Annotated in this window: 12 protein-coding genes and 1 pseudogene; 5 read left to right on the top strand and 8 right to left on the bottom strand. The window is 69.7% G+C overall.

Features of this window, described 5'->3' with window-relative positions:
- Both ABZU72_RS04550 and ABZU72_RS04545 read right to left on the bottom strand, forming a co-directional pair.
- On the bottom strand, window positions 1-723 hold the full coding sequence (locus ABZU72_RS04550; protein WP_355017730.1) for an ABC transporter permease: 723 nt from the start codon (window positions 721-723) through the stop codon (window positions 1-3).
- A gap of 555 nt (window positions 724-1,278) precedes the next feature.
- Window positions 1,279-1,767 (bottom strand): annotated as a pseudogene (locus ABZU72_RS04545) (ATP-binding cassette domain-containing protein); the annotation flags it as partial.
- A 288-nt stretch (window positions 1,768-2,055) separates the two neighbouring features.
- Here ABZU72_RS04545 and ABZU72_RS04540 point away from each other — a divergent pair.
- The 4 genes from ABZU72_RS04540 to ABZU72_RS04525 all read left to right on the top strand — a co-directional run bounded on the left by ABZU72_RS04540 (window position 2,056) and on the right by ABZU72_RS04525 (window position 6,677).
- Window positions 2,056-3,273, top strand: a complete 1,218-nt coding sequence (locus ABZU72_RS04540; protein WP_355017713.1) for a helix-turn-helix domain-containing protein — start codon at window positions 2,056-2,058, stop codon at window positions 3,271-3,273.
- Between the two features lie 13 nt (window positions 3,274-3,286).
- Window positions 3,287-4,300 (top strand): HAD family hydrolase, encoded by a 1,014-nt coding sequence (locus ABZU72_RS04535; protein ID WP_355017712.1) that lies wholly within the window; start codon window positions 3,287-3,289, stop codon window positions 4,298-4,300.
- Window positions 4,301-4,414: 114 nt separating this feature from the next.
- Window positions 4,415-5,629 (top strand): lytic murein transglycosylase, encoded by a 1,215-nt coding sequence (locus tag ABZU72_RS04530; RefSeq protein WP_355017711.1) that lies wholly within the window; start codon window positions 4,415-4,417, stop codon window positions 5,627-5,629.
- Between the two features lie 196 nt (window positions 5,630-5,825).
- On the top strand, window positions 5,826-6,677 hold the full coding sequence (locus ABZU72_RS04525; protein ID WP_355017710.1) for a GTP-binding protein LepA: 852 nt from the start codon (window positions 5,826-5,828) through the stop codon (window positions 6,675-6,677).
- Between the two features lie 35 nt (window positions 6,678-6,712).
- Here ABZU72_RS04525 and ABZU72_RS04520 read toward each other — a convergent pair whose 3' ends face one another.
- Window positions 6,713-8,941 carry a transglycosylase domain-containing protein gene (locus tag ABZU72_RS04520; protein WP_355017729.1) on the bottom strand — a complete coding sequence of 743 codons (2,229 nt, stop codon included), beginning with the start codon at window positions 8,939-8,941 and terminating at the stop codon, window positions 6,713-6,715.
- A gap of 169 nt (window positions 8,942-9,110) precedes the next feature.
- Between ABZU72_RS04520 and ABZU72_RS04515 the strand changes: the two genes are divergently transcribed.
- Window positions 9,111-9,974 carry a DUF692 family multinuclear iron-containing protein gene (locus tag ABZU72_RS04515; RefSeq protein ID WP_355017709.1) on the top strand — a complete coding sequence of 288 codons (864 nt, stop codon included), beginning with the start codon at window positions 9,111-9,113 and terminating at the stop codon, window positions 9,972-9,974.
- Here ABZU72_RS04515 and ABZU72_RS04510 read toward each other — a convergent pair.
- The 5 genes from ABZU72_RS04510 to ABZU72_RS04490 all read right to left on the bottom strand — a co-directional run bounded on the left by ABZU72_RS04510 (window position 9,943) and on the right by ABZU72_RS04490 (window position 15,461).
- The gene (locus tag ABZU72_RS04510; protein WP_355017708.1) at window positions 9,943-10,836 is read right to left on the bottom strand and encodes an Abi-alpha family protein; all 894 of its coding nucleotides are present in this window, start codon (window positions 10,834-10,836) and stop codon (window positions 9,943-9,945) included. The two genes, ABZU72_RS04515 and ABZU72_RS04510, sit on opposite strands and share 32 nt — an antisense overlap.
- Window positions 10,833-12,155 carry a hypothetical protein gene (locus ABZU72_RS04505; protein WP_355017707.1) on the bottom strand — a complete coding sequence of 441 codons (1,323 nt, stop codon included), beginning with the start codon at window positions 12,153-12,155 and terminating at the stop codon, window positions 10,833-10,835. The genes ABZU72_RS04510 and ABZU72_RS04505 overlap by 4 nt, the downstream gene beginning before the upstream one ends.
- An 81-nt stretch (window positions 12,156-12,236) precedes the next feature.
- Window positions 12,237-13,238: an Abi-alpha family protein gene (locus ABZU72_RS04500; RefSeq protein ID WP_355017706.1), complete on the bottom strand. Its 1,002-nt coding sequence runs from the start codon at window positions 13,236-13,238 to the stop codon at window positions 12,237-12,239.
- Window positions 13,235-14,548 (bottom strand): hypothetical protein, encoded by a 1,314-nt coding sequence (locus ABZU72_RS04495; RefSeq protein ID WP_355017705.1) that lies wholly within the window; start codon window positions 14,546-14,548, stop codon window positions 13,235-13,237. The genes ABZU72_RS04500 and ABZU72_RS04495 overlap by 4 nt, the downstream gene beginning before the upstream one ends.
- Window positions 14,549-15,023: 475 nt before the next feature.
- Window positions 15,024-15,461, bottom strand: coding sequence for a MerR family transcriptional regulator (locus tag ABZU72_RS04490; RefSeq protein ID WP_355017704.1), 438 nt, complete (start codon window positions 15,459-15,461; stop codon window positions 15,024-15,026).
- Window position 15,462: the final 1 nt, after the last annotated feature.

The raw sequence follows: 15,462 nt of genomic DNA, 5'->3' as shown, positions 1-15,462 counted from the left end.
TCAGGCCCCCTTCCCGGGGACGAGCTCGAGATAGAGCGTCGTGATCACGAAGTTGACGAAGAAGAGGAGCAGGAAGGTGACGACGACCGACTGGTTGACCGCCTCCCCCACCCCCTTCGGCCCGGGCTTGGTGTTGAGCCCCTGGTAGGCGGCGACGAGGCCGGCGATGAGCCCGAAGAGCACCGCCTTGAGCTCGCCCACCCACAGGTCGGAGAGCTGGGCGAGGGCGGTGAAGGAGGAGAGGTACGCCCCGGGCGTCCCGCCCTGGATGATGACGTTGAAGAAGTAGCCGCCCAGGACGCCGACGACGCTGACCAGGCCGTTGAGCAGCACCGCCGCGAGCACGCAGGCGAGCACGCGTGGCACCACGAGCGCCTGGATCGGATCGACCGCGATCACCCGCATCGCGTCGATCTCGTCGCGGATCGTCCGGGATCCCAGATCGGCGCAGATCGCCGCTCCGCCGGCCCCCGCGATCACCAGCGAGGTCACGATCGGGGCTGCCTGCTGCACGACGGCGAGCACCGAGGCGGCGCCGGTGAACGACTGCGCCCCGATCTGCACCGTCAGCGTGCCGAGCTGCAGCGCGATCACCGCTCCGAACGGGATAGCGACCAGCATCGCCGGGATCCAGGAGATCGAGGTGACGAACCAGAACTGGTCGAGCAGCTCGCGGGCCGCGAACGGCCTGCGGAACGCCGCCCGGAAGGTGTCCAGACCCAGCGCGAAGAGCGCCCCGACCTGGTCGAGCCCCCGGCTGACCGGGTCCTTGACCTTCGTCCTCGGTGCTCGGTCAACGTCGTCGTCATCAGCGGTGTAGAGCGTCGCCGCACCGCTCGCGACCCGAGCGCCGTGCCGCTCGACCGCGGCCCGCGGGGAGCCGTTGGCGGGGGCGAGCTGGCGCGGCAGCACCTCGATGGCGCGAGCGCCGGCGCGTACGGTCGCCACGCCGCCCGACGGGTAGTAGGCCTCGCCCTCGACGTAGTCGTCGTTGACCCCGTGGTCGGTCTCCTCGCTCATCCCGATCGGCCCGATCGGGTCGCCGCTCATGAACTGGGAGACGACCGGGTGGTCGGTGAGCAGGAACTCCTCGCGCGGGCCGTACATCACCAGGCGGCGGCGGTAGAGCATGCCGAGGTTGTCCGGCAGCGTACGTGCCAGCTCGATGTTGTGGGTGACCACCAGCATCGTGGCGTCGGTGGCCGCGTTGACGTCGACCAGCAGCTGGGCCAGGTTGGCCGTACGCACCGGGTCGAGCCCCGAGTCGGGCTCGTCGCACAGGATGATCGAGGGCTCGGTGACCAGCGAGCGGGCCAGGCCGGCGCGCTTGCGCATCCCGCCGGAGATCTCGCCTGGCAGCTTGTGCTCCTGGCCGAGCAGCCCGACCAGGTCGAGCTTGTCGTTGGTGATCTGCCGGATCTCCGACTCGCGCTTCTTGGTGTGCGCACGCAGCGGGAAGGCGACGTTGTCGAAGACGCTCATCGAGCCGAAGAGCGCACCGTCCTGGAAGAGCACCCCGAACCGCTTGCGCAGCTCCTGCCGCTGCGACTCGCGCGCCTTCACCATGTCGACCCCGTCGACCAGGCAGGCGCCGGCCTCCGGCCGCAGCAGCCCCATCAGCGACTTCAGGAACACCGACTTCCCGGTGCCTGAGGGCCCCAGCAGCGCGGTGATCTCGCCCTGCGGCAACGTGAGGGTCACGTCGCTCCAGATGTTCTGGGACCCGAAGCTCTTGGTGAGCCCGGTGACCTCCACGGTTCCGCCCATCGCGGGACCTCCCTGTTCTGCCGTTGTGGGGTGCGTCGACGATCGGGACAGTACGTGTGGCACTGATCACACGGGAGAGTAAATTCGCTCAGGCATCAAATGAGTGCCCTGATTTGTCACGCGCATGACAAATCGGCCGACTGGATCTGGCGCACTCACGCCGTTCGGCCCGCTTGGTGGAACAGTCGTACCGCAATTCGGGGGCAGGCTTGGCAAAGACGTGCCATGGTGGTCGACACCTTCTCGGGCATGTTGGACGAAGGAGTTTGACGTGCGACGGAGCACGAGATGACGCAGACCCAGCAGTCCCCCGGTCTACCCGGTTCCGCCGTGTGGATGCTGAAGAGCCTCGAGAGCGAGGTGCGGCCGATCGCGCGCAAGATCACCCGTCACCTGCGCGAGGGGCTGCCGGCTGAGACCGAGGGCTTCGAGGAGCTCATCTTCACCGCTGTGCACGGCGCGATGTCGCACTTCATCGACCTGGGCCTCGGGCGTTCGGCGCCCTACATCGCGATCGACGACCACTTCCGCAAGGTCGGTTTCAAGGTCGCCGCACTGGGCCAGGACCGGGCCATCGTCGACCAGGGCATCGACATGGCCACGACCGAGCTCTGGGACGAGCTGCGGCGCCGGGCGGTCGAGAACGAGCTCTCCGCCGCGGCCCTGAACGCGCTCAACGAGATGATGACGACGTACGTCGACCACCTGACCTCGCAGGTCAGCAAGGGCTTCGAGGCCGGCACCGAGGCTCGGGACCAGGACAACGACGTCGCCCGGGCGCGGCTGATCGACCGGATGCTGTCGGGGGCCTCCGCCGACGAGATCGAGGTGCAGGCAGCGTTGGGCGACTGGGCACTGCCCGAGAAGGTGACCGTGATGGCGGTCGAGCTGCGAGACGGCGGCCGGATCCCGTCCGACGCTCTGTCCGCCACCGCCCTCACCCGTCGCCGCGAGCCGACCCAGGTGGTGATGTGCCCGCCTCGCGACACCGAGGCGGTGACCAAGGAGGTCCGGGCGGCGGCCCCCAAGGCGCGGGTCTCGATCTGCTGGCCCGTGCCACCCGAGGACGTACCCGCCGCCTGGCGCTGGGCCAACCGCGCCCTGGCGCTGGTCAACGCCCGGGTGATCCCGGCCAAGCCGGTCATCGACTGCCTCGCCTACCGCACCGAGATCTGGCTCCACGCCGAGCCGGTGATGCGCCGCCAGCTCGCCCAGGAGCTGCTCGAGCCGCTGCTGGCCGAGTCGGCCAACTCCCGCGAGATCCTCACCGAGACCCTGCTGGTCTGGCTCGAGACCCGGGAGAGCGCCCCGGCGATCGCGGCGGTCCTCGGCGTACACCCGCAGACGATCCGCTACCGCTGGAAGCGGATCAACGAGCTCTTCGGGGAGTCCCTGCGCGACCCCGAGTTCGTCACCCAGCTCCTGCTGCTGCTCAAGGCGAGCGTGCCGCTGTGGGTCGCCGGCGACCAGAGCGACTTCGACCGCTACCAGCAGCAGACCGGCTGACTTGGAGCCGCTCATGGTGGAAGTGATCGTTCTCATGGCCGGTGCTGTCGTCGCGTACGTCCTGGGGTCGGCCTTCCCGCACATCGTCGCGGGCTGGGCCGGGCGCCGGCACGGGATCGAGTCGGTGCCGCGGTCCTCCTGGGCGCTCGCTGCCAGAGTCGACACCGTGGTGCTCGACCGGTGGGGGACGGTGACCACCGGGCGGCTCGTGGTGACCACCGTCGACCCGCTCGACCCCGACCACCTGCGCAACCTGCGCTGGTTCGCGGGAGCGCTGGAGCACGAGGCCGAGGGCCCGCTCGCCCGCGCGGTCGCCCGGCTCTCGCCGCGGGGCAAGGTGACCGACTTCGGTGTCGTTTCCGGATCAGGGGTGCGGGGGTCGGTGGACCGGCATCCGGTACGCGTCGGGCGGCCGTCCTGGGTCGGCATGGCCGAGCGCACCGACCGCGGCACCGTCCTCGGCGTCGAGCTCGACGGTCGGCCGCTGGGCTATGTCGTGGTCGGCGACCAGCCGCGCGAAGACGCGGGCGCGTCGGTGTCACGGCTGACGGCGGCGGGCGTGACGCCGGTGCTGGTCTCCGACGACACCGACCGCGAGACCGAGCACCTCGCCGAGACCTGCGGGATCGAGCGGTGGCACTCCGAGATCGCCCCCGAGAAGCGGGAGCGGCTCGTCGCCGAGCTGCAGGAGCAGGGACGGGTGGTCGCCTTCGTGAGCGCTCGCCCCGAGGACGCCGAGGCCCAGGCGGCGGCCGACCTGGCCGTGGGCGGGAGCTCCGGCGTACGGCTGGCGGATCTCGACGTCCGGCGCGTCGCCGAGCTGATCTCGCTCGCTCGCGGGGCTGTCGTGGGGCGCCGTTGGGCCGGGCCCGTCGCACTGGTGCCTGCGGTGGTCGGGGCGGTGCTGACGATCCTGGGCGCCGGCTCGGTCCTGCTCGCCGCGGGGTGCGCGCTGCTCTGCCTGGTGACCGCGGCCGTGGCCGCGGCGATTCCGGTGTCGAGGACCGGAAACTTGTCACGTACGTGAGTAGTTTCGGGGATTCTCGGCCCGGATCGCGCCCAGCCCGTTGTGGCGGGGCTCACATGATGGCTGGATCGGTGACATCGCCCCACCCCGCCCGACCCGAGGATGTGACCGAGGATGACCCCACGACCCGGTCTGCTGTTCAAGGCAGCTGCGCTGCCCGTCGCCGCCGCCACCGCCGCCTGGACGATCCATGCGATCCAGGAGGGCCGGCCCATCGACGCCACGGCCAGCGTGCGCCAGGTGCCGGTCGAGGTGCCGACTCATGAGCTGCTGCCACCGGTGAGCGTCTCCGCGGTCAAGCCCATCCCCAAGGTCAGTCCCACCCTCGCAGCCAAGCCTGCCGGGTTCGCCGCCGAGGCGGCCGCCGGCGTCATCCCCGAGACCGCGCTCTCCGCCTACCAGCGCGCCGCGACGGTGCTGGCCGACGCCGACCCGGGCTGTCATCTCGACTGGTCGCTGATCGCCGCCATCGGGCGGGTCGAGTCCGACCACGGCCGTGCCGGGGGTAACACGCTGTCCGCTTCCGGGGTCGCGACGCCCGGGATCTTCGGCGTACCTCTCACCGGGGCCGCCGGGACCGCACGCATCCTCGACACCGACGGCGGCACCTACGATCGCGACCTCGTCTACGACCGCGCGGTCGGGCCGATGCAGTTCATCCCGTCGACCTGGTCCGACGTCGGGGTCGACGCCGACGGCGACGGGCGCCGCGACCCGCAGGACGTCGACGACGCCGCGCTCGCCGCCGCGGTCTACCTGTGCTCCGGCTCCGCCGACCTGTCCACCGAGGCCGGGCAGCGCTCGGCGGTGCTGCGCTACAACCACAGCGAGGCGTACGTCTCGGCGGTCCTGCAGATCGCCGACGGCTATCGGCTCGGGACCTTCGAGGCACCGACCGATGTCGTCCTGCCTGCCGCGCAGATCCCGGTCACCTCCGCCTCCGACCTCGAGCCGCTCTCCGGCGCCTCGCCCAGCGCCCAGCCGCCCCGGCGCTCGGGCGGCTCACCCTCGGGCGGGACGGACACCGGTACGCCCAGCGGCGGCTCGACCACGCCCTCCTCCCCCTCGCCGTCGGGCTCCCCCGGCGATGACGGGTCCGTCGTCCCGTCGCCCACCTCGGGCCCGGACCCGAGCGGCTCCCCCACGGGGTCACCGACCGAGACGCCCACCGAGACGCCCACGGAGACACCGACCGAAACACCCTCCGAAACACCCACCGAGGAGCCGACACCCACCGAGACCCCGACCGAGGCTCCGTCGGAGACCCCGACCGCGACCGAGACGGCCACCGAGTCCGCCGGCCCGGAGGCTTCCGCGAGCACGTCCTGAGACTCGGCCCCAACCGTGTTGGCCTCGGCGCGCCCTCCCCTCGCACCCTCTCGACCATCGCTCTCCCCCGCTGGTCGAGCCGGCGCACGAAAAGTGTCGGGGCCAACACCCCTCGTTCACGGTAAATCGCGTTACAAGGCCACTCAGTGCGGGCACACTGGGAGACGCTGCTGACACCCCACCGGGAGCCGCCTCGATGCTGACCGATACCGACCGTCTCGTTGCTCATGTCGCGCGCCTCGGCGAGGAGCACCCACCGATCCCGATGGACTCGGTCGACTTCACCGTGAACGACCCGGCAGGCTTCGGGGCTCGCTTCGGCCATGTGCTCGACTACATGGCGCGGGTCGAGCTCGAGGTCGACCGCAACGTACTCGAGATCTCGACCATGCTCCCCAACCCACCCGAGGTCGACAAGCAGTTCTACGCCGAGGTGTGGCAGCCGCAGGAGATCCAGCACGGACTGATCCTCGACCGCCTCCAGCAGATCCTCGGCCGCCCGCCGGCGACCACCGACCTGGACCACGTCGGCCTGAAGCTGAAGGTGCTCGGCCTGCTGGCTCACCTGGAGCCGTTCCAGGACGTCTGCCGGATGCTCTACTACCTGACCGGCATGGCCACCGAACGCTCCGCGGTGATCGCCTACAACCTGCTCCACGACGGGGTCATCGAGACCGGCGAGCACGCCGTCGCCGACACCGTCATCGCGCCGATCAAGCGCCAGGAGCCGGGCCACTACGCCTTCTACCAGCTCTCCGCCCGCGCCCACTGGGCCACGCTCGCCGCCTGGCAGAAGTGGCTGGTCCGACGCCTGCGCCGGATCTCCTTCGCCCCCGTCGGGGTCAACAACGTCACCCAGCTCGCCGACTTCGGCGACGTCATGGAGACCCTGGGTGTCGATCACGAAGGCCGCGACCTCGCCGCCGACGTGGCCAGGGTCGAGCAGGAGCTCCTCTGGGCCCGCGACCGCGGCCTACCCGTCCCCGACTACGTCACCCGCGCCTTCCGCGAGGCGGTCGAGGCAGCTCGGGCACGCGTGGCCGCCTGAATGTTCACCGAGCTACCTCGGTGAACATCCCACCGTCACCCGCGCCACTTCGACACGAGCATCTCGACCGTCGCGCCCTTGATCGCCCGGCTTCCGGGAACCGTCCCGACGACCGTGCCCGCCTTCCAGCGTGACTTGACCCGCTTGCCGACGACCGGCTTGAACCCGGCCGCCTTGAGCCGGGCGGTGGCCCGGGCGACGGAGAGCCCCTCGACCTTCGGGATCTTGACACCCTTGCCGTTGACGACGCTGGCTCCGGGACGTACGAAGCTCGCGGAGCCCAGCTTGCCGTCGATCGCCCGCATCGCGTCGGCCCACATCGGGCCGGCGACGGTCGAGCCCGACGCCGAGGCGACGTACCCGCCGCGCAGGCGCTGCCCGTTGAGGGAGACCCACTTGCCCTCGTAGTTGGCGCCGGCGATCATCGAAGCGGTCGCCAGCTTGGGCGTGTAGCCGTTGAACCACACCGCGCGGTTGCTGTTGGTGGTCCCGGTCTTGCCTGCGGACGGCACGCCCAGCGCGAGCCGCTGCCCGAACCCTCCCGGCTGCAGCACGCCGCGGAGGATGTCGTTCATCGCATCGGCGGTGCCAGTACGCATCACCTGCTCGCACGAGGAGGCGTACTCCTTCATCGTCTTCCCGTCGGGGCCGACGATCTCGGTCACCGGACGCGAGTCGCAGTGCTTGCCGCGAGCACCGAACGTCGCGTACGCCTCGGCCATCTCCAGCGGGCTGACATCGACCGGGCCGAGGGTGAAGGACGGCACCCGCTCGTGGGCGGGATCGGTCAGGCTGACACCCATCTTCTTCGCGAGCGCGTAGGGGGCGCAGACGCCGGTGAACTGCTCGAGCCGGACGTAGAAGGTGTTCACCGACTCGCGGGTGCCGGTGTAGAGGTTCTTGTTGCCCGAGGTGGTCGAGTTGCCGACTGGGTAGGGGTTGGAGCTGAAGTTGCCCTCGCCGGGGCAGTTGGCGAAGGACCCCTGGTTGAACGTCCTCTTGGCCGGCGACGGGATCTCCTGCCTGAGCGGGAAGCCCTTCTCGATCGCCGCGGCGCCGACGAAGACCTTGAAGGTCGAGCCTGCCTGGAAGCCGTTGGCGTCGCCGTACTCCTTGGGCACCAGGTAGTTCAGGTAGGACTCGCCCTTCTTCCGGTTCTCGCCCATCGGCCGCGACTGCGCGAGCGCCTTGACGTTGCCGGTGCCGGGCTCGACCATCGCCAGGGCGCCGACGGCGTTGTCGGTGGGCGAGACGCGGCCGCTCACCGACCGCTGCGCCGCCTTCTGGAAGCTCGCGTCGAGGGTCGTCCTGATGGTCAGGCCGCCGGTCTGGAGCAGCCGCCAGCGCTCGGCCTCGGTCTCGCCCAGCGACTTGTCGGCGAGCAGCCACTGCAGCGCGTAGTCGCAGAAGAACTCAGCCGAGGATCCGAAGCAGCCGTTTCGGCTGTCCTGGACGTTGAGCCCCAGCTCGCTCTCCTTGAGCTTCTCCGCGTCGGCCCGCGGCAAGTCGCCGACCTGGGCCAGCCGCTCGAGCACCAGGTTGCGGCGCGCCACCGTGGCGTCTGGGTAGTCGGTCGGGTCGTAGCCGGTCGGGTTCTTCACCATCCCGGCCAGCATCGAGGCCTGGCCCCAGGTCAGGTCGGCGGCGTCGACGCCGAAGTAGTGCTTCGCGGCAGCCTGGACCCCGTAGGCGGAGTCACCGAAGTAGGCCGCGTTGAGGTAGCGCTCGAGGATCCAGTCCTTGTCGTGGTTCTCCTCGAGCCAGATCGCGTAGCGGAGCTCGCGGATCTTGCGGGCCGTGGACTTCTCGGTCGCGGCGGCCCGCTCCTCGTCGGTGTCGGCCCTGTAGACGAGAGTCGTCTTGACCAGCTGCTGGGTGATCGACGAGCCGCCCTGCACCGAGCCCGACTCGGAGGCCGAGTTGCGCAGCAGCGCCCGAAGCGTGCCCTTGAGGTCCATCGCGCCGTGCTCGTAGAAGCGGCTGTCCTCGATCGCGAGCAGCGCCTTCGGCATGTTGGGCGAGATCTGGTCGAGCGCCTTGTAGGACCGGTTCTGGTCGTAGAGGGTCGTGATCACCTTGCCGTGCACATCCAGGATGCGGGTCGTCTGCGACAGCTCGCCCATGTCGATGTCGAGGGGCAGCTCGTCGATCGCCTGGGCGCCGGACTTGGCCGCGACGCCGGTCAGGTGGATGAACGGGACCGCCATGCCGGAGGCGACCAGCCCGGTCACCGCGGCGACGCCGATGAGAGCCGCGAACCGCATCACGACGCGATGAAAGGGGAGGGAACGAACGACTTTGCGCGCCAAGATGGGGGCTCCTACCCGGGCCTCGAGCCAGGACCGGCGAGGGTTGCTTGAAGATCGGAGAACAGGTGTTCAGAATACCGGAAGGGCCCACACCGGCCGCGTTCGATCCGCCACACTTCACCCTGTGAACCCATCGGTCTCCGGCATCGCAGTGGCATGGCACCCCGCGATCGCCGAGCTCCTCCAGACGTACGCCGCCTCCGGCCGTCTCGGGTTCACCGAGGTGGTCGCGGAGAACACCGCACCGGCGCGGGTCCCGCAGGCCGTCCTGGATCTCGGCGTCCCGGTCATCGCGCACGGCGTCACCCTCGGCCTGGCCGGCGCCGCCCACCCGGCGGCGGACCGCCTCACCCGGCTGGCCGAGCTCGCCGAGGTCCTGGACAGCCCGTTCGTCTCCGAGCACGTCGCGTTCGTGCGGGCGAGCGACTCCGCCGACCCGCTGCACGGCGACGTCCTGGAAGCGGGCCACCTGCTGCCGCCACCGCGCACGAAGGACTCGCTCGACGTGCTGATCGACAACGTCCGGATCGCGCAGGGCCAGCTGCCGGTGCCGCTCGCGGTCGAGAACATCGCCGCCACCTTCACCTGGCCCGAGGACACCATCAGCGAGCCCGACTTCCTCACCGAGCTAGTCGAGCGCACCGGCGTACACCTCGTCCTCGATGTCGCCAACCTCTACGCCTCCGCGGTCGCCCGTGGCTCCGACCCCGTCGCCGATCTGGCCCGCTTCCCGCTCGACGCGGTCGCATACATGCACGTCGCCGGCGGCACCGAGCGCGAGGGCCTCTACATCGACACCCACGCCCACCCGATGCCTGCGCCGGTGCTGTCGCTGCTCGCGACCGCGGTCGAGGCGTACGCCGGGCGCCGGCTCCCCGGGGTCATGCTCGAACGCGACGCTGATGTGTCACCGCAGACCGTCGACCCTGAGTTCACGAAGCTCGCCGAGGCGATCGCTACGCCTTCGGCAGATCCGCCCCGCCTGTGACCGGAGCCTGATGCTGCGGGAAGGTGGCCTCGGCCGAGACCTCGTCCACCAGCGTGGTGCGACAGAAGGCCTCGCCGAACGGCGTCAGGTGCACCGAGCGGCGCACGATCTTGGCGAACTTCACCGAGTGCAGCGCGCCGAGCACGTCGGGCTGGGCCTCGAGGACCTGGTACTCCAACGGGTCTGGCAGCGGCTCCTTGGAGAACCACACCAGCCCGAGCCGGAACAGGTTGTTGAGATAGGCCGGCACCCGGTCGGGATAACGCACGCCGCTGCGCCCCGCGATCATGTTGAGACCGGGCGCGATCATGGCGCTGCCGACGAGCCCTGCCGGCCCACCGGTGCGAATGTCGACCGAGGGCTGCGGCCCGGCCTGAAGCAGGTAGAGCAGCATCCGCGCCTCGTCAGGCGCGAGCTCGTCGAGGATCCGGCCATACGCCGGGTGCCCCTGCTCATCGGCCCAGACGTCGCGGGAGCGGTCGAGCAGCTCGGCCCCTCGTCGGCGCAGGACCGGCAGGGAGTCCTGGGACGCCTCGGCCTCCCGCGTGCGGGCGAGCACGACATCGCGACCGGCGGCCTCGTAGTCGGCATCGGAGAGCTCCATCACCTGGTTGGTGCCGGGCATGATGATCCGGGCCGCGGTGCCGGCGACGATGCCCACCGCCTCGGCCGTCTCCCGCACCAGCCCCACGCGTACGTCCTGGTCGACCATCGCCCGGGCGACCCGGATCCCGGCGCGGCCGGAGGTGCGCAGTCCCCACCCGGCCGTGTGCCAGGCAGCCCCCGCGGCCACCCTCGCCAGACCGGGAGCGGTGCCGGCCACGGCGGAGGCGGTCGGGATGACCTTGCCGAGGAGACTCATGTCGGAAAGATTAGAAGGTGAAGGAAGCCGCCCGCGAGTCCCATGATCGCGCCGTGGGCGTAGAGCATCCATTCGTCCTCCTTGATCGCTGACCTCATCATGTCCACGAAGTCGCCCGGCGGGAGCTCCTTGGTGCGCCGCGCGACCAGGTCACGGATCTTGTCCGCCTGGTGACGGCTGAAGCCGGGATCGCGGAACGGCACCAGCGTACGATCCGCCGCCTCGTTGGCCACCGAGGTGCTGATCCGGTCGAACCGCTCCGAGCCGAGCGCTATCCGCACCGCACCGCGGTAGGGACCGGCCGCCCGGTCCACCGCGGGCATCAGCGCGTTGATCAGCAGCTTGCGGGTGGCGTCGCCGCGGGGGCCGTCGAGCAGGAAGTCGCCGATCCGCTCGAGCGTGATCACGTCGGTGGCGATGATGTCGGCGTAGACCTCCGCGGCCTGCTCCTGGCGGCGCGGGAAGAGACCCTGCACCTTGATCCCCAGGATTCGTCGCGGCTCGGCGGGCTCGAAGATCAGCCACATGCCGAGCAGGTTGGTCACCCAGCCGACGACCACGCCGAGCACGGGAAGCAGCCACCAGACGTGGAAGGTCTGGTCGATCAGCGCCACCGGGATACCGAGCAGGAAGCCGAAGATGAACCCGAAGGCGACCATCAGGTTGAGCTCGCGCTGCCCGAAGTCACGGAAGATCCTGACCACCAGGGCGGGGTTCTTGCGGAAGTGGTCGATGACCATCAGCTTCGGGTCGAGCAGCTGGTCGATGTGTACGCCGATGTCGTCGGTGACCTTGTGCACGATCGAGGGGAGCTGCGCCTGCACCCGGACGGCGATCGCGTCCTTGACCGGCCGCGGCAGGTCGCGCCAGAGCCGGGGGTGCTCGCGCATCATGATCTGTTCGACCAGCTCGGGCACCTCCGGGCGGAAGGTCTCCACGATGTGCGTGGCGATCTCCGAGGGGCCGAGCTGCTGGTAGAAGTCGCTGGGCGTGCCGAGCTTGGCGATCGCCTTGTCGACGGCGATCGAGCCCATCTTCGCGGCCCGTGCGGGGATGATGCCCTGCCAGCCGATCCCGCCCTGGGCGAAGCCCGGGACCTCTTGCAGCTTGTGCGGCAGCACCCTGGTCAGCTCGCGCAGCCCGGGCACCTGGAACCCCTTGAAGGAGAGCGGGGAGAAGAGCATGTAGAGGCCCGACCAGTTGATCAGCCAGCCGATCACCCCGGTGAAGATCGGGATGGTGATCAGCGAGAGCCAGTGGACGTGGGCAGCCCAGTCCTCGAACCAGCTGACCAGCGAGTCCTGCCACTCCGGCGACATCCGAGCTCCTTCCGCCAGAGTTACAGACCGTCAGTATGCGTACCCTACCCACAGGCGAACGCAAACACCCTGAAGCGTCTGCTATTCGGTTGAGGCCTCCGTCGCGGCGCCGGGCGGGATCTCATGGCTCGGCAGCCGGTCGAGATCCTCGACGTCGGCGAAGCAAGCCCGGGCGAAGTCCTGCCCGAACGGGGTCAGGTGGATCGAGCGCCGCTTGATCCGGGCACCACCCTTGGCGTGCAGAGCCGCGAGTACGTCGGGTTGCGCCTCGACCACCTGGTAGCGGATCAGCTCGCTGACCGGGTCCTCGGACTGCCAGACCAGACCGAGCCGGGTCAGGTTGTTGAGGTACTGCGGCACCAGCGACGGGTAGCGCACGCTGGCTTGCGCTCCGATCATGGTCAGTCCCCGGGCGATCATCCGAGCCCCGCGAAGGTGTCCGATCAGGCCGCCCTCGACCACGTCGACGGCCGGCTGTGGGCCGTCCTTGAGCATCAGCACCAGGATGCGGGCCTCGTCGGGGGCCAGCTCGTTGAGGATCGACACGAAGGCCGGATGGCGCTCGTTCTCGTCCCATACGTCACGCGAGCGGCGCAGCAGCTCCTCGCCGGTCCGCCGCAGTCGGTCGGGTTCCGTGCCCGGGGCGACTCCGTTGACCCGCGCGGCGCGACCCTCCATCGCAGCCCGCGCGCTCTCGGCGGCCGGCAGCGCGAACCGCTCCAGCAGACCCGTGACCGGGTTGCCCGTGGCGACCCGTTTCGCGAGGGCGGTCACCTGGCGGGCGTTGGTCGCCACGTCCTCGGTGAGCCGGACCGCCTCGTCGGGATCGACGACCGCCTTCGCGACCCGCCCCACCCCTCGGGCGTACGTCCTCAGCCCCCAGCCCGCGGTGTGGACGACCGTGACCGCGGAGATCCGAAGCAGGCCCGGGAGGGCCTCCATCGCATCGTCGACGAGACCGCCGCTCGGGGCCGGCGTGGGCATGCGGTGCATCCCCTCCCGGCCCTCGACGAGCTCTTCGGGCGGCTCGATCGAGCGTGGTCGACGGGCCTCCGGCTCGGTGTTGATGTGGAGGGCGCTCACAACACGTTCCACCATTCGAAGACTGCGACGTGCAGAAACCCGCCCGCCAGCCCCATGATCGCCCCATGGGCGTAGAGCAGCCACTCGTCCTCCTTGATCGCGGCTCTCATCATCTCAACGAAGGTCTTCGGGGGCAGCGCACGGCACCGGTCGGCGATCAGCCGGCGGATGTTGCACGACTGCTGCTGGCTGAAGGCGGCGTCGCGCAGCGGGGTGAGCGTGTAGTCGACGGCCTGCTCGGCGACCGAGGACCGGATCGCGTCGAACCTCCTGGTCCCGACCGCGACCCGGACCGCGCCGTACGCCGGTCCGACCGCGGCGTTGACCGCCGGCTCGAGGGCCGCCGCGAGCATCTGCCGGGTGCGGTCGCCGGATGGCCCGTTGAGGAGGTGCTCCCCGATGTGCTCGAGCGTGATCACGTCCTGGGCGATGTGCTTGCCGTAGACGTCGGAGGCCTGCCACTGCCGCCGGGCGAAGAGCGCCTGGATCTTGAACGGCCCGATCCGCCTGGGCTCGGCGGGCTCGAAGATGAGCAGCATGCCGAGCAGGTTGGTCGTCCAGCCGACCAGTACACCGAGGATCGGCAGCAGCCACCAGATGTGGAAGGCCTGGTCGACGACGGCGACCGGGATGCCGAGCAGGAAGCCGAAGATCGCCCCGAAGACGACCATCATCCGCAGCTCACGGGCCCCGAAGTCCTTGAAGATCCGCACGATGATCGAGGGATCCTTCTCGAAGTTCTCGATCACCATGATCTTCGGGTCGAAGATCTGGTCGATGTGGTTGCCGATCTCGACGGTCACGGCACCGACGACTTCGGGGAGCCGGTCCTGGACCCGCTGGATCACGACCGTACGCAGCGGGCGCGGCAGATCGCGCCAGAACCGGGGATGCTCACGCCACATGATCTCGTCGACGAGCAGCGGGATCTCGGGACGGAAGACGTCGACGATGTGGGCGGCGATCTTGTCCGGCTCGAGCTGCTCGTAGAAGTCGCGGGCGGTCGCCATCTGCGACAGCGCCCGGTCGACGGCGATCGAGCCCATCTTCGCGGCCCGTGCCGGCACGATCCCCTGCCAGCCGAGCCCGCCGCGCAGGATGCCCGGGATCTCCTGGACCTTGCGCGGCAGCGAGCCGGCGATCTGCTTGAGCCCCGGCACGGTGATCCCGTGGAAATGGATCGGGGAGAAGAGCATCCACAGCCCCGACCAGTTGATGAGCCAGCCGATCACAGCGGTGAAGATCGGGACCGACCAGAACTCGAACCAGTCGATGTCCCACCCGGAGAGCACGTCGACGACGCTAGACACGGGACCCCTCGTATTTCGGTCAGTGAGTCTCCCGCTATCCGGAGACTGCACCGATCAACACAGAGGCGCGCCGAGAGTCACCGAGCTGGGAGATATCTCGCCCGCGCTGCGCGCAGGCGTCACTTCAGATCCTGCCCGATCACCTGGGTTCGGTCCAGGGCGACGCTCGCACCGGGCGCCACATCTGTCACAGGAAACAGGCAATTCCTGCACTTCTCAGGTGTTGCATTGCCAGAGAAGTGCAGGAATACCCGGTTAACCGGGTATTCCAACGACCACCGACCTTGAAAATTGGAAGGACCCGGTGGGTCCGTCTCGGGTCGGCTCCACCGGGTCCGCCGCGTGTGCCCCGACCATATGGGGGTTGGTCCGACACCCGCGGCTTACTCATCAGTATGCGGGCATCGCACCAACATCGGTTTTACCCGAAATCCACAACTCCCCAACAAATCTGTCAAGCGATCAGTAGGGCCGTTTAGCCCTGCTGCTGGCGCCGCCAGACCACGATCGCCTGTCCTGGCGGGGCCTGGCGAACCGCAGGAAGCCTGTTGGTGGGCCCCTTCGGTTCGGGCGCCGCCGCCCTCGCCTGGGCGAGCGCCTCGCGGGTCGCGGCCAGCTCGTGCAGCAGTTCCTCGTTGCGTCGGCGCAGGGCGTCGACGTGCTGCTCGAGAGCGAGGATGCGACGCACCCCCTCGATGCCGATGCCGGCCGCGGTCAGGTCCGCGATCGAGCGCAGCAGCTCGATGTCGTGGAAGGAGTAGCGCCGCCCGCCGCCCCCGGTGCGACCGGGGGTGATCAGGCCCATCCGCTCATAGGTACGCAGCGTCTGCGGATGCAGCCCAGTCAGCTCCGCGGCGACGCTGATCACGTAGACCGCCGCATCCGGCGCCGGGCTGCCGAATCCGTCACTCATC

The organism is Nocardioides sp. NPDC004968, assembly GCF_040608935.1.
GTDB lineage: Bacteria > Actinomycetota > Actinomycetes > Propionibacteriales > Nocardioidaceae > Nocardioides.
Note: the sequence above shows the minus strand (reverse complement) of the source record. Positions and strands in the feature narration are given on the sequence as shown.